Here is a 15,384-nt window from a genome sequence, read left to right as displayed (position 1 = left end):
ATGAGAGGTAAGACAAAATTTTGGTTTCATAAAAACATCTGGTATATATTAGCCTTTATCATTCCATTTGTAGTTGCTGTGACGACATTTATCTGTCAGGGAATGTGGCCTTTTGGGGATCGGGGGATTTCAATTATTGATTCCTATCATCAATATGTGCCGTTTTTTTCCGAGCTTCAGTACAAATGGCGGCATTTGGACAGCCTGCTTTACAGTTGGAATGGCGGACTCGGTATGAATTTCTGGGCGGTTGTGGCCTATTATCTGGCGAGCCCACTGAATCTTTTGTTATTGATTTTTCCGAAAAGCATGGTGATGGAATGCTTTTCCTTTATCTATTTCATAAAAATCGGTCTCACAGGAGTGAGTTTTGCTTATTTTCTTCGGAAACGGTTCCATCACTATGGTTTTGCAGTCACCGTATTCGGATGCGGTTATGCACTGAGCAGCTTTGTGATCGGATATGCCTGGAATATTATGTGGCTGGACTGTATTGTTTTGTTTCCGATGGTGATGCTTGGAATTCATCGTTTGATTCATGAAGGCCGTGGATGGCTGTATGGCGCTTCATTAGCATTGTGCATTTTTACGAATTATTACATTTCTATCATGATTTGTATATTTGCCTGCCTGGATGTACTGATGGAGGTAAGTTGTGCGCGGAAAGTGGGCGCTGGTAAGAAGTTTCGCCGGATGCTTGGATTTGCCGGCTATTCACTGCTTGGCGGTGCTTTCGGTGCGGTCATGCTCCTGCCGACGGTGTATGCCCTGATGGCCAGTCAATCGGCATCCAGCAGTTTTCCGAGTACATTGAAGTTTTATCATAATATTTTTGAACTGCTTTGTCAGCAGTTTACAGCGGTGGAACCGACTTGTCTGGAGGGTAATTTTAATCTGTACTGTGGTGTTTCCATGCTTCTGCTTGTGCCGATGTATCTGTTTAATAAAAAGACAGAAACGAGAGAAAAGATTGTCCGGATGCTGGTTACTGTCTTTTTGCTCGTCAGCCTGAATACAAATTACCTGGCCTACATCTGGCACGGATTCCATTTTCCGAATGGATTGCCGGGAAGATTTTCATTTATCTACATTTTTATGCTTTTGATGATGGGCTATGAAGGATACAGGCACCGGAAAGACTGTTCAAAGTGGGCGGCGATACTTCCGGCAGCCGGATGGTTGGCATTCCTTGGATATTCCTGGTGGAGCGGCCGTGTGGAACTGGAAATGTATACGTGGATCATAAACATTGTCCTGTTGGTCCTGTATGGCGTATGGTTTACCCTGATCTGTGGTCCGGTGAAAAAGAAACTGTTTTTGGAAATCGGATTATTGGCAGTGATGATGATCGAAGCCTGCGCCTATGGTGCATTTGGCCTATGCATGAATGGAACGGTTAACCGGAAAGATTATTACAGTGATCAGAAGGCTGTAAATCAGTTGAGAAAGATCATTGAAGAAAGAGAAGGCGAAAACTTCTACCGGGCAGAACTGGAAGAACGCCGGGGACGGAATGATGTCACCTGGCATCATTTGCCGGGAATGTCTTTGTTTTCATCCACAGCGAATGCGGGTGTGGACCATTTGGCAAAACGTCTGGGCTTTTATGCAGTGACGAATAAATACAGTTATCAGGGAGCAACGCCGGAGACAGATGCTTTTTTGAATATTGATTACCTGATCAGCAGCCATGAAAAAGACAGGATAAGGACCTTTGACCGGATTGATACTGCGGAGAATCGATATCTATACCAGAATCATTGCGCTCTGGGGCTGGGATTCATGGTTTCAGAAAATATCCTTCAGTGGGATTATGAAAAGACCAATCCTTTCGAGGTGATGAATCAGCTGACGATGTCGTCCACTGGTGAGGAACTTCGGCCTTACCGTTACTTCGGATTGCCGGAGTGGACGGCGGAAGGTTGTGAGCTGACGACGGACAGTTGGGCTGACTGGTCCTATACGGCGGAGGATGGCGTGGATGGCACCGTGACTTATGTTTATACTTCGGAAAAGAGCCAGGATTTATATATGTATTTTAAGGCGGCTCATTGCACGAAGGTGGAGGTCATGCGGGCTCAGGAAAGTAAATCCTATTCTGATGAAGATGGACATATTTTCTATGTGGGTCAGGTGGAAGCCGGTGAAACGGTTACCCTTATTTTCCATTTGGACGATACCTATGATAAGGGGAACATCAAGCTCATTGCCGCGGAACATGATATGGATGTGTTTTATCAGATTTATGATAAATTAAAGGAACAGCGGTGGGTGACGGATAAGGTGACGTCGACTTCACTTTCCGGAAATATCACCGCGGTGCAGGATGGAGTTATGTTCACATCAATTCCTTACGACAGAGGATGGACCATAACGGTGGATGGTGAGAGGGTTGAACCGGAAAAAATTGCAGATGCTTTTATCGGCATTTCCCTGTCCGAAGGGGAACATAGAATAGAGATGAAGTACTGTCCGGAAGGCTTTATTCCGGGACTGGTCTTAACCTGTGTTGCCGGAATTCTGTTCATATTGATGTATATGAAAGAGAAAAGTGATATGAACCATTGTGAGAATATGGAAAATATTCTGGCATAATTGCTATAAAAACATTAATGAACTTGTAAAAAATGGATGGAAATTTTACGAAATTATAAAATCCAATTTACAAATTCCCGGAGTATGCTATAATAATTAGGACTATAGCAGAAAGTTTGTTGAGGTGTACCATGGAACAATATGTTATAAAAGGCGGAAATCCATTGGTCGGCGAAGTAACGATCGGAGGAGCGAAGAATGCCGCTTTAGGTATTCTTGCAGCTGCGATCATGAGTGACGAAGATGTGATTATTGATAATCTGCCGGATGTAAGTGATATTAATGTTTTATTACAGGCGATAGCATCCATCGGCGCAGATGTCGTGCGTATTAATAGAAACACCGTGAAGATAAACGGTAAAAATATTCACAGTTATTGTATTGATGATGGATTCATACGTAAGATCAGAGCGTCTTACTATTTGCTTGGAGCTCTTCTCGGAAAGTACAACGAGGCAGAAGTGGCGCTGCCGGGCGGATGTAATATCGGAAGCCGTCCGATCGATCAGCATATTAAGGGATTTCGGGCGCTTGGTGCCAGAGTAGATATTAATAATAGTATGATCATTGCAAAGGCTGAACAATTGAAGGCGCGTCATATCTATCTGGATGTGGTAAGCGTGGGAGCAACAATTAATATTATGATGGCAGCCGCAATGGCTGAAGGTCGTACAATTCTTGAAAATTCAGCAAAGGAGCCGCATATTGTGGATGTGGCAAACTTCCTGAATTCTATGGGTGCAGATATTAAGGGAGCCGGAACGGATGTTATCCGTATTCAGGGCGTTCAGAAGCTGCATGGAACGGAATATACGATCATACCGGATCAGATTGAAGCCGGAACTTTTATGTGTGCCGCGGTGGCAACTCAGGGAGATATCACCGTAAAACACGTTATTCCAAAGCATTTGGAATCCATCTCGGCGAAACTGATGGAGATGGGAGCCGAAATTGAAGAATTGGATGATGCGGTGCGTGTTGTTGCGTCAAAACGTCTGCAGCCGACAAATATAAAAACCCTGCCTTATCCGGGCTTTCCGACCGATATGCAGCCTCAGGCTGCTATTGCGCTGGCACTGGCTGACGGAACCAGCGTTATTACAGAAAGTATTTTCGAAAATCGATTCCGTTATGTAGATGAGCTGGCCCGTATGGGAGCACAGATTAAGGTGGAAGGAAACACTGCAATTATCATCGGTGTTCCACAGTATAAAGGAGCCCATATGAGCGCACCGGATCTGCGTGCAGGCGCCGCTCTGGTAATTGCCGCTCTGGCCGCAGATGGCGTTTCTACGGTGGATTCTATTGGATATATTCAGCGTGGTTATGAAGACTTTGAGGGAAAACTCCGCAGTCTTGGAGCATGCATTGAGAAGGTGGATAATGAAAAAGACCTTCGGAAATTTAAATTAAAAGTTGGCTAAAATGCTAAAACTGAACAATGAAACAATCTCTCTTATTCAGAACAATGGAGCTTAAGGAGCGATGATATTGTGGCAACCCCGATGAACGGAAGGTGCCTGCCGGAGCGAGTACACTCGAACAATAAGAGGATTTGATACTGAGAATCAAGTCCGCTTTTTGCGGACTTTTCTTTTTGCAAAAGGATTTCGTTTATTTTACGGTTTTTATGAAAGGAGAACATAGACATGGAAAGACTTTTATTTACTTCAGAATCTGTTACAGAAGGACATCCGGATAAGATATGTGATGCGGTTTCGGATGCTATTTTAGATGCAATGGTCGCACAGGACCCGATGAGCCGGGTGGCTTGTGAGACGTGCGCAACAACAGGGCTTGTAATGGTCATGGGAGAAATTACTTCCAAAGCGAATGTGGATATTGCCCAGATTGTACGGGATACGGTGAATGAAATCGGATATAACAGGGGTAAATATGGTTTTGACGCGGAAACCTGTGCGGTTATGGTGACCCTGGATAAACAGTCTCCGGATATTGCCATGGGTGTTGATAAAGCTCTGGAAGCAAAGGAAAAACTGATGTCTGATGATGAAATCGAAGCCATCGGCGCAGGCGATCAGGGCATGATGTTTGGATTTGCAACAAATGAGACAGAAGAGTATATGCCATATGCCATAGCTATGGCTCATAAATTGGCCAGACGGCTAACAGAGGTGCGTAAAGATGGCACATTGCCTTACCTTCGACCGGATGGAAAGACTCAGGTGACTGTGGAATATGATGAAAATGGAAAACCAGCCCGGTTGGATACGATCGTTCTTTCAACTCAGCATGATCCGGATGTGACCCAGGAACAGATCCATGCGGATATTCGTAAATACGTATTTGATACTGTTCTTCCGCCAGACATGGTCGATGAGCGGACTCGATTCTTTATTAATCCGACAGGACGTTTCGTGATCGGAGGTCCTCACGGCGACAGTGGCCTGACCGGCCGTAAGATTATTGTGGATACCTATGGCGGATACGCACGTCACGGCGGCGGCGCATTTTCTGGTAAAGACTGTACAAAAGTAGACCGTTCCGCCGCCTATGCTGCCCGTTACGTTGCAAAAAATATCGTGGCGGCCGGCTTGGCAGAAAAGTGTGAAATTCAGTTGTCCTATGCCATCGGTGTAGCACAGCCGACATCCATCATGGTGGACACTTACGGAACCGGTAAGATTTCTGAGACAAAGCTTGTGGATATTATCCGTGAGAATTTTGATCTGCGTCCGGCAGGAATTATTAAAATGCTGGATCTTCGTCGACCAATCTATAAGCAGACAGCGGCTTACGGCCACTTTGGACGAAATGATCTGGACCTTCCTTGGGAGAAAACAGACAAAACAGATATTTTGAAAAAATACTTATAGACGAATGACTGACAGAGGAGGGATGCTCTATGCGGCTGGCCACTCGAATGAAAATAACATACGGAATGTTTTTTCTCATTCCTATTGTGTTGATTGTCGTGTCCTTCTGGGGCATTGGACGGATTGAACTGCGGGCGTTGCAGCAAAAATATGACATGGAAGAAGGGAGCGTGGAAATGCTCTTTAATCCATTTGAAATGCTCGGAAATATATCCGTCAGTGTTGTGGAAGAACTGGCTGAAACGGCAGAAAGCACGCCGGAGCGTCTAAGCGATATCAAATATCTGGAAACTGTGGATAAACGTCTGGAGAAATATTCATCATTTCTGGTCTTGCGTAAAGATGGGAAGATTTATTATTCCGGTCAGGATGAGGAAATCAATGAAGATGTTGAAAATATAATTGTCGAGGCGGCTAAGGACAACTATATTACGGGAGATGAACCTTATCATTTAAAGCAGCTTTCCTTTCAGTTCCCGGATGGAAGTGAGGGAATCATCCAGATTTTCACTCCGGTGGAAATGGTTGTTAAGCAGGTTGAACGCGTCGTTTTGAAAGTTTCTGTCTGCTCGCTGATCATCCTGCTTCTCGTCAGTGCCATTGCGTTTACATGGCTGTATCAGAGCATTGTCCAGCCTCTGGAAAAATTGAAACGGGCGGCGGTAAATATTAAAGACGGAAATCTGGACTTTAATGTCATTACGGATACGGAAGATGAAATTGGTGAAGTGTGTATTGCTTTCGAAGAAATGCGTATTAAATTAAAGGACCAGATTGAAGTGAGTATGCAGTATGAAAAAGATAACAAAGAGCTGCTCAGTAATATTTCTCACGACTTAAAAACCCCGATTACAGCGATTAAGGGGTATGTGGAAGGCATCCGGGACGGCGTTGCTGATACACCGGAAAAAATGGACAAATACATCCGAACGATTTATAATAAAGCCACAGACATGGATAAACTGATAGACGAACTCTTTCTCTTTTCCAAGTTGGACAGTAATTCGATGAACTACAGCTTCGCAAAATTGAATCTGAAGGATTATTTTGAAGACTGTGTGGATGATATTTCTCTGGATTTGGAATCGCGGGGCATTTCTCTGGCTTATTATAATCATGTGCCGGAGGATACGATTATTATTGCAGATCCGGAACAGTTAAAACGAGTCATTAATAATATTGTCGGTAATTCGGTCAAATATATGGAATCTGGACGGCGCGGGCATATCGGGATTTTTATTAAGGACGAGCCGGAGTTTGTTCAGATTGAAATTCAGGATAATGGAAAAGGTATTGCTAAAAAAGAGCTGCCTCATATTTTTGAACGCTGCTATCGGACGGATGCTTCACGAAATTCGTCGAAGGGAGGCAGTGGTCTGGGATTGTCGATCGCGAAAAAGATCATTGAAGAGCATGGCGGAAAAATCTGGGCGAACAGCGTGGAAGGCGAAGGGACAACAATGAGCTTCGTTTTGAGAAAGTACAAGGAGTGTGTAACCTATGAGTAAAATACTGATTATTGAAGACGAAGTGAGTATTGCCGAATTGGAAAAGGATTATCTGGAGCTGAGCGGCTTTGAGGTGGATATGGAACACAGCGGAGATACAGGACTGGATAAAGCCTTAAAAAACGAGTTTGACCTGATCATTCTGGATTTGATGTTGCCGGGGATGGACGGCTTCGAAATCTGCCGCAGAATCCGGGAACAGAAGAATATCCCTGTGCTGATGGTTTCGGCAAAAAAAGAGGATATAGATAAAATCCGGGGCCTTGGCATGGGCGCTGATGATTATATTACCAAGCCTTTCAGCCCGAGTGAGCTGGTAGCCCGGGTAAAGGCTCACCTGGCCCGTTATGAACGACTGATCGGCAGTGCGGTCAAGACCAACGATATCATCGAGATCCGGGGACTGAAAATTGATAAAACAGCCCGTCGGGTTTATGTGAACGGCGAAGAGAAGGCCTTTACAACAAAAGAATTTGACCTTCTCACTTTCCTTGCGGAAAATCCGAATCATGTCTTCAAAAAAGAAGAATTATTCAATAAAATATGGGATATGGAGTCATTGGGAGACATTGCTACGGTGACGGTCCATATTAAAAAGATTCGCGAAAAGATAGAATTTAACACATCCAAACCTCAGTATATTGAAACAATCTGGGGCGTTGGGTACAGATTTAAGGTATGATAGAAGTAAAAATTTTGTATGAAGATACGGAGGTACTCGTCTGCATTAAACCACCAGGGATGGCTGCTCAGGCAGAACGATCTTCCTCCATGGATTTAGTCAGCTGGCTCAAAAATTATCTGGTGGGAAAGCAGTCCGGCGGCGGTAAAGGGGGCCCCTACATTGGTGTGGTCCACCGGCTGGACCGGCCGGTAGGCGGAGTGATGGTCTATGCAAAAAATCCAAAGGCGGCGGCTGATTTAAGCCGTCAGTTTTCTGAACATCAGACAGAAAAAAACTATCTGGCCCTCTTGACAGGCCGACTTCCGCAAGCGTCCGGTGTATTGACGGATTATCTGGAGCGAGACGGACGGACCAATATGTCCAAAGTAGTGTCGAAAGGCGGTAAAAAAGCCAGTCTTTTTTATCGAAGACTGGAGGAGAGCAGGGGCCTGACCCTTGTGGAGGTTCAGCTTCAGACAGGACGGCACCATCAGATCCGGGTTCAGACAGCTCACGCCGGAGCGGGTATCTATGGTGATATGAAGTATAATAGTGAGGGGACGAAAAAATGGAATGAAAAGGAAGGCATAGTTTCCGGAAGGACGGAGTTATGTCTTTTTTCCTGTCGGCTGAGTTTTAAACATCCGGTCAGTCGTGCAACAATGTGCTTTGAAGCCTTGCCGGAACGGGGCAGGATGACTATTGACGAATGGCCAAGTTTATCTTACTATAAAAAAAGAAAATAAAAGGAGATTGAATGATGGCGAAGGAAAAGAAGTTAGTTGAGGCAATCACTTCGATGGAAGAAGATTTTGCCCAATGGTATACAGATGTGGTGAAAAAAGCAGAACTGGTCGATTATGCCAGCGTGAAGGGATGTATGGTCATTAAACCGGCCGGTTATGCGATCTGGGAAAATATTCAGAAGGAATTGGATCGACGTTTTAAAGAAACCGGTGTGGAAAATGTATACATGCCGTTGTTCATTCCGGAGAGCCTTCTGGAAAAAGAAAAAGACCATGTCGAAGGTTTCGCACCGGAGGTGGCATGGGTGACCCATGGAGGACTTGAACCGCTGCAGGAGCGGTTGTGCGTCCGTCCGACCTCTGAGACGTTGTTTTGCGATTTTTATGCAAGGGATATCCAGTCTCACAGAGATTTACCGAAACTGTATAATCAGTGGTGTTCGGTTGTACGGTGGGAAAAAACCACCCGTCCGTTCCTGCGTTCCAGAGAATTTTTATGGCAGGAAGGCCACACAGCACACGCAACGGCAGAAGAAGCAGAAGAGAGAACCATTCAGATGCTGAATCTCTATGCGGATTTCTGTGAGGAAGTACTGGCTATGCCAGTCATCCGCGGCCGTAAAACAGACAAAGAAAAGTTTGCCGGTGCAGAAGCTACGTATACGATAGAAGCTCTGATGCATGACGGAAAGGCCCTCCAGTCCGGCACAAGCCACAATTTTGGTGATGGTTTTGCAAAGGCCTTTGGCATTCAGTATGCCAATAAAGATAATAAACTGGAATATGTTCATCAGACATCCTGGGGGATGACCACTCGTCTGATCGGAGCCATTATCATGGTTCACGGCGATGATTCCGGTCTGGTATTGCCTCCGAGAATCGCACCGACCCAGGTTATGATCATTCCGATTCAGCAGAAAAAAGAAGGCGTTCTTGACAAAGCCTATGAAATCCGGGATGTTCTGAGCAACTTCCGGACAAAAGTTGATGATTCGGATAAGAGTCCGGGATGGAAATTCTCTGAAGCGGAAATGCGGGGAATTCCTGTACGTATCGAAATCGGTCCGAAGGATATCGAGGCGGGACAGGCTGTTATTGTGCGCCGCGATACCCGGGAAAAACAGGTCGTTGCATTGAGTGAACTGGTTGAAAAAGTAAGCGCCACTCTGGATAAAATGCAGTCCGACATGCTGGAGAGAGCCAGAGCGCACAGAGATGCCCATACCTATGAGGTGACAGATTTTGAAGCCTTTAAGGATACGATCGAACATAAACCGGGCTTTGTCAAAGCTATGTGGTGTGGTGATGAAGCCTGTGAAAATATGATCAAAGAAGTCACAGGGGCAACCTCCCGGTGTATGCCGTTCGCACAGGAACATTTATCAGATACGTGCGTATGCTGCGGAAAACCTGCAAAATCTATGGTATATTGGGGAAAAGCATATTAAAGAACAGGATGATTTGTTTGGAAAAATCCTATGAAAAAGTCGTGGACTTCGTTCAGAAACAGATTCTGGACGGAGTCTACGGTACAGGGGACAAACTGCCGTCAGAGAGAGAGATGGCGCTGCAATTGAATGTGAGCCGGACTTCTGTTCGGGAGGGCATCCGTATACTGGAGCAGATGGGTGCACTGTCCTGTCAGCAGGGTTCGGGGAATTATATCACCGGTAATTTTGAAAACACGTTAATACGAGTTATGACATTGATGTTTGCTGTGGAAGGGACGTCATATCGTGAAATCAGCGAATTCCGATTTGCATTGGAATATCAGGCATTATCTCTGTCCGTTCATCATGCCACGGAAGAACAGATTGAAGAAATGGAATACCATATGAGCATGCTGGAGACGGCTCAGGAGGAAAATGTCCGTTCAAAACATGATAAACGTATTCATTATCTGGTGGTGGAAGCTTCACATAACAACTATCTTATTGTTAATTTTTTAGCATTAACACAGGTTATGGACCGATATGTCAAAGATATGCGAGTGCGTATTTTGAAAGATGAGAAGAACAGGGAAGGTTTAATGCAGACTCACAGAGACCTGATTAAAGCTGTAAAGGATAAGAATGTCCAGCTTGGACAGGAGGCGTTGAACCGACATTTTGTTTACATTTATAATTATCTGGATAGTTGAGCAAATATTGATAAAAAAAAGACAAACTCTTTGTGCGAAAAAACTACAAAATTTAAGCAGGGCGAAATCAAAACTGTGCAATGCTTATAAAAAATACATGGAAAATACAAAGGAAAACGGTAAAAATGACTTGACAAATACGTCTGTGTATTTTATGATGGTCATATAAATGGTAGGACCAGTATGGCCCCTTTATGTGTATTTTTAATGGTTATTGTGTACATAGTGTGCAATACAAAATATATAGAGCAAAGGGTTCTTTATTAAAGGTTTAAGGAGGAATGATAAAGTGAGTGCATATGGCAAAGTGACTCCAGAAATCGTGGAGAAATTTAAAGAGATTGCACCAGGACGGGTTTACGTAGGTGAAGAGATCAATGATGATTTCACACATGACGAGATGTCTATCTACGGTAAAGCTATGCCGGAAGCTGTTGTTGATGCTATGACAACAGAAGAAGTTGCAGCCGTTGTTAAGATTTGTTACGAAAACACTATTCCAGTAACAGCCAGAGGTGCTGGTACTGGCCTTGTTGGAGCTGCTGTTCCGATTGCCGGAGGCGTTGTGATCGGTACAACAAAGATGAACAAAATCCTTGAATATGATTTAAACAACTTTGTTGTTAAAATCCAGCCAGGTGTTTTATTAAATGACCTTGCAGAAGACTGTGTAAGCCGTGGACTTATGTATCCACCGGATCCAGGTGAAAAATTTGCCGCTGTTGGTGGTAACGTTGCTACAAATGCCGGTGGTATGAGAGCTTGTAAGTATGGCGCCACAAGAGATTATGTACGCGCTATGACCGTTGTTCTTTCAAATGGTGATATTGCTCATTTCGGAAGCACAGTTTCTAAAACATCTTCCGGTTATTCTCTTGTAAACCTGATGATCGGTTCCGAAGGTACTCTTGGCATCATCACAGAGTTAACATTAAAAGTTATCCCGGCTCCGAAGGAAGTTATCAGCCTGGTAATGCCTTTCGAAGATCTGGATTCCTGTATTTCCACAGTTCCGTTATTCAAGAAAAACAATCTTGATCCACAGGCACTGGAATTCATGGAAAGAGCAATCGTTGAAAAATCTGAAAAATATGTTGGTAAAGCTGTATATCCAAAGAACATTGATGGCGTAGAAGCTGGTGCTTACCTGCTTGTAACATTTGATGGACGTGACATGGATGAGCTGGAAGAGATCATGGAACAGGCTTCTGAGATCGCTCTTGAAAACGGCGCTATCGACGTTATCGTTGCAGATACACCGCCTAAGATCAAAGACGTTTGGGCAGCAAGAAGCTCCTTCCTGGAAGCTATCAAAGCTGAAACAAACTGGAAAGACGGTCTGGAACTTCTTGATGAATGTGACGTTGTTGTTCCGTTGGATAAGATTGCACCATATGTTGAATATGTATACGCTGTTGGCAAAAAGATGGGTCTTCAGGTAGAAAGCTTCGGACATGCTGGTGATGGTAACCTTCATATCTATGTTATCGGTGATGACCAGATCAGCGTTGAAGATTTCAAAGCTAAAGCAGACGCATTCTTTGATGATATTTATCCGGAAGCTACACGTGTTGGTGGCCTTGTATCCGGTGAACATGCAATCGGTTCCGGTAAATTGAAATATCTTGCAGAAGCCGAAGGCGAAAGAAATATGGAACTTATGCTTGGAATTAAGAAAGTATTTGACCCTAAGATGATTCTTAACCCAGGTAAAGTTTGTTACAAACTGTAATTTATAAAGTAATATTTATAAATCATTCAACATTACTTTTTATTTATATTTTATAAGGAGGGCTTTAGAAATGAAATTTCATTTCAGTGAAGAAGAACAGGAAATCATCTCAATGGTAGAGGATTATGCAATTAAAGAAGTTGGTCCTAGAGCACAGGAAATCGATGAAGAGGAAAGATTCCCAATCGAGGCTCGCGAAGGATTAGCTGAAATGGGTATGATGGGTGTTTACTTCCCAGAAGAGTACGGCGGTGCTGGCATGAGCTACCTTACATACATTGGTGTAGCTGAAAAATTAGCTGAGTACTGTGCAACAACATCTATTATGATGATGGCTTCCGAATCTCTCTGTGCATGGCCGATTTTCCAGTATGGTACAGAAGAGCAGAAACAGAAATTCCTTGCACCACTTTGCTCCGGTGAAAAATTAGGTGCATTCGCTCTTACAGAGCCAAGTGCAGGAACAGATGCTGCTATGCAGAAAACTGTAGCTGCTGATAAAGGTGACCACTGGTTAATCAATGGTTCCAAGATTTTCATCACAAATGCACAGTATGCAGATATCTTTGTATTCTTTGCTATGACAGACAAAGAAAAAGGAACAAAAGGTATCTCCGCATTTATCGTTGAAAAAGGAACACCTGGATTCGAAGTTAGCGGACATGAAAAGAAAATGGGTATCCGCGGTTCTTCCACAAGTGAATTAATCTTCAACGATTGCAAGATTCCAAAGGAAAACCTGTTAGGTGAACTTGGAAAAGGCTTCAAGATCGCTATGACAACACTTGACGGCGGCCGTGTTGGCGTTGCAGCTCAGGCTGTAGGTATTGCTCAGGGCGCTATCAATGATGCATTAGCATATGTTAAAGAACGTGTACAGTTTGGAAAACCAATCTGGAAATTCCAGAATACACAGTTCCAGTTAGCTGATATGCAGGCTAAAGTAGATGCAGCTCGTCTGCTTCTCTACCGTGCAGCTCAGGCTAAACAGGATGGCGAACCATACAGCCACTTAGCAGCTATGGCTAAATTAGTATGTGCTGAAACAGCATCTGATGTAACACGTCGTTGCGTACAGCTTGCTGGTGGATATGGATATTCTCGTGATTATCCGTTCGAACGTCATATGCGTGATGCTAAGATCACAGAAATCTACGAAGGAACAAGTGAAGTTCAGCGTATGGTAATCTCCGGATGGATGGGAAACAAATAAGTTTAACATAATCTGATCCTGGATTTCCCTGTGAGATTTAATTCGCTGCGGAATAATTAAAAGTTTACATACGACTGGTGTGCAGAAAATCTACACACCAGTTGTGTTATTAGGAAAAGAAGGAGCGTACAACAAAATGGAAATATTAGTTTGTATTAAACAGGTGCCAGACGATTCTGTGAATATCAAAATGAATCCAGCAACTAACGCACCTGATCTTGACATTGCTACGCCTATCGTAAACGCATTTGATACATATGCTCTCGAAATGGCTACACGTCTTAAAGAAGCTATTGGTGACAGTACGATCACTGTTGTTTCTGTTGGACCAGATAAAGCTAAAGATGCAATCAAAACATGTCTTGCAGTTGGTGCAAGCAAAGGTTATGTTGTTAAAGCTGACGCTACAGATACAATCAGCACAGCAGATGCTCTGGCTAAAGCTGTAGCTAAGATTGAAGAAGCTGAAGGCGTTAAATTTGACATTATTTTCTGCGGTAAAGAATCTACTGACTGTGCATCCGGACAGGTTGGTACAATGTTGGCAGAAGATTTAGATGTACCTGTAGTTACAAACCTGGTTGATATTGAAAAAATCGATGCAGGCATTAGCGCAAAACAGGAAACAGAGGAAGGATATAATATTATTGAAGTTGCTATGCCTTGTGTAGTAACAGTAACAAAACCAGAATACGAACCAAGATATCCTACTATTAAGAGCAAAATGGCTGCCAGAAAGATTCCGATTGGTGAATTAGAAATTGGCGACGTTGTTGCACCTGCTGTTACGGTTGTTGCAAATGCAGAACCTCCAAAGAAAGCTGCTGGTGTTAAGATTAACGAAGAAACACTCGAAGAGTCCATGGCTATGGCTCTTGGAATGATGAGAGACGCTAAAGTATTATAAGGAGGAAATGTCATGGGTTGCAAAAATGTAATGGTATATGTTGAAACAGCAGAAAGCAAGCCAGTCAATGTAGGCCTTGAAATGCTTACAGCTGCTAAAGAAGTTGCTGAAAAAGTTACTGCTGTTGTTATTGGTGCTGCAGATGCTGCAGCTACAGCAATTGCGTATGGTGCAGATGACGCAATCACAGTAGATGCTGCTGAATACAATACAGAAGCATATGCTGCAATTGTTGTTGAATTAGTTAAAAAATACGCTCCGGAAATGTTATTTGTTGGTGCTACACCAAACGGTAAAGATTTAGGTGCAAGAGTTGCTGCTAAATTAAAAGCTGGTTGTGTAACAGATGTTATCGGAATGAAAGAAGCTGACGGAAAGATCGTCCTTACAGCTCCTCTTTACGGCGGAACAATCTACTCTGATGTTACTGTAGAAGGTACGGTTGTAGCAATTATCCGTGGTGGTGCATTCAAGAAAGCTGAAGAACCAGACACAGCAAAAGAAGGTACGATCACAGCTGAGACAGTAGAAATTGCTGATCTCAGAGCAAAGATCGTAAACAGCGTTCAGGAAATTTCTGAAAGCGTTAACCTTGAAGAAGCTGAAATCATCGTTGCCGGTGGCCGAGGTGTTGGAAGTGCTGAAAACTATGAATTAGTTAAAGAACTTGCAAGTCTTCTTGGCGGTGTTGTAGGTGCTACACGTCCTGTTATCGAAGAAGGATGGGTTTCCCGTGCGCATCAGGTTGGACAGTCTGGTAAGATTGTTGCTCCTAAGTTATACATTGCATGTGGTATTTCCGGTGCTGCACAGCATATTTCCGGTATCACAGGTTCCGATTATATCGTAGCCATCAATAAAGACGAGGATGCTCCGATTTTCGAAATTTCCAACATTGGTATCGTTGGAAACTGTGTTGATGCTTTGAAGATCATGATCGAAGAAGTTAAGAAAATGCAGGCTTAATTAGAAATTAAATAATTGAATGAATAAAAGGCCCTGATGGATTTTCCGTTAGGGCCTTTTTAAAATGATGCCAATA

Annotated in this window: 12 protein-coding genes and 1 riboswitch; all 12 genes read left to right on the top strand. The window is 43.6% G+C overall.

Annotated elements, in window-relative coordinates:
* The 12 genes from EV212_RS07440 to EV212_RS07385 all read left to right on the top strand — a co-directional run bounded on the left by EV212_RS07440 (position 1) and on the right by EV212_RS07385 (position 15,308).
* Positions 1-2,595, top strand: a complete 2,595-nt coding sequence (locus EV212_RS07440; RefSeq protein ID WP_132091174.1) for a YfhO family protein — start codon at positions 1-3, stop codon at positions 2,593-2,595.
* Positions 2,596-2,726: 131 nt separating this feature from the next.
* The gene (locus EV212_RS07435; RefSeq protein ID WP_132091171.1) at positions 2,727-4,019 is read left to right on the top strand and encodes a UDP-N-acetylglucosamine 1-carboxyvinyltransferase; all 1,293 of its coding nucleotides are present in this window, start codon (positions 2,727-2,729) and stop codon (positions 4,017-4,019) included.
* Between the two features lie 29 nt (positions 4,020-4,048).
* Positions 4,049-4,147: riboswitch (SAM riboswitch) on the top strand.
* Positions 4,148-4,244: 97 nt separating this feature from the next.
* On the top strand, positions 4,245-5,432 hold the full coding sequence (gene metK, locus EV212_RS07430; protein ID WP_132091168.1) for a methionine adenosyltransferase: 1,188 nt from the start codon (positions 4,245-4,247) through the stop codon (positions 5,430-5,432).
* A gap of 29 nt (positions 5,433-5,461) precedes the next feature.
* A complete protein-coding gene (locus EV212_RS07425) occupies positions 5,462-6,940 on the top strand; it encodes a sensor histidine kinase (RefSeq protein WP_132091165.1) in 1,479 nt (492 codons plus the stop codon).
* Positions 6,933-7,622, top strand: a complete 690-nt coding sequence (locus EV212_RS07420; RefSeq protein ID WP_132091162.1) for a response regulator transcription factor — start codon at positions 6,933-6,935, stop codon at positions 7,620-7,622. Before EV212_RS07425 ends, EV212_RS07420 begins: the two co-directional genes overlap by 8 nt.
* Positions 7,619-8,350: an RluA family pseudouridine synthase gene (locus EV212_RS07415; protein ID WP_243115503.1), complete on the top strand. Its 732-nt coding sequence runs from the start codon at positions 7,619-7,621 to the stop codon at positions 8,348-8,350. The genes EV212_RS07420 and EV212_RS07415 overlap by 4 nt, the downstream gene beginning before the upstream one ends.
* Positions 8,351-8,364: 14 nt before the next feature.
* Complete coding sequence (gene proS / locus EV212_RS07410; RefSeq protein WP_132091465.1) at positions 8,365-9,798, top strand: proline--tRNA ligase; 1,434 nt, start codon at positions 8,365-8,367, stop codon at positions 9,796-9,798.
* 8 nt (positions 9,799-9,806) lie between these two features.
* A complete protein-coding gene (locus EV212_RS07405; protein WP_165873327.1) occupies positions 9,807-10,490 on the top strand; it encodes a FadR/GntR family transcriptional regulator in 684 nt (227 codons plus the stop codon).
* Positions 10,491-10,779: 289 nt separating this feature from the next.
* Positions 10,780-12,222: an FAD-binding oxidoreductase gene (locus EV212_RS07400; protein WP_132091156.1), complete on the top strand. Its 1,443-nt coding sequence runs from the start codon at positions 10,780-10,782 to the stop codon at positions 12,220-12,222.
* A 70-nt stretch (positions 12,223-12,292) separates the two neighbouring features.
* A complete protein-coding gene (locus EV212_RS07395) occupies positions 12,293-13,435 on the top strand; it encodes an acyl-CoA dehydrogenase (RefSeq protein WP_132091153.1) in 1,143 nt (380 codons plus the stop codon).
* Between the two features lie 136 nt (positions 13,436-13,571).
* Positions 13,572-14,342 (top strand): electron transfer flavoprotein subunit beta/FixA family protein, encoded by a 771-nt coding sequence (locus EV212_RS07390; protein ID WP_132091150.1) that lies wholly within the window; start codon positions 13,572-13,574, stop codon positions 14,340-14,342.
* A 12-nt stretch (positions 14,343-14,354) separates the two neighbouring features.
* Positions 14,355-15,308 carry an electron transfer flavoprotein subunit alpha/FixB family protein gene (locus EV212_RS07385; RefSeq protein ID WP_132091147.1) on the top strand — a complete coding sequence of 318 codons (954 nt, stop codon included), beginning with the start codon at positions 14,355-14,357 and terminating at the stop codon, positions 15,306-15,308.
* The last annotated feature ends 76 nt before the right edge of the window (positions 15,309-15,384 follow it).

The sequence above is a fragment of the Frisingicoccus caecimuris genome (assembly GCF_004340975.1).
GTDB lineage: Bacteria > Bacillota > Clostridia > Lachnospirales > Lachnospiraceae > Frisingicoccus > Frisingicoccus caecimuris.
This window is presented reverse-complemented; position numbering and strand designations above follow the sequence as displayed.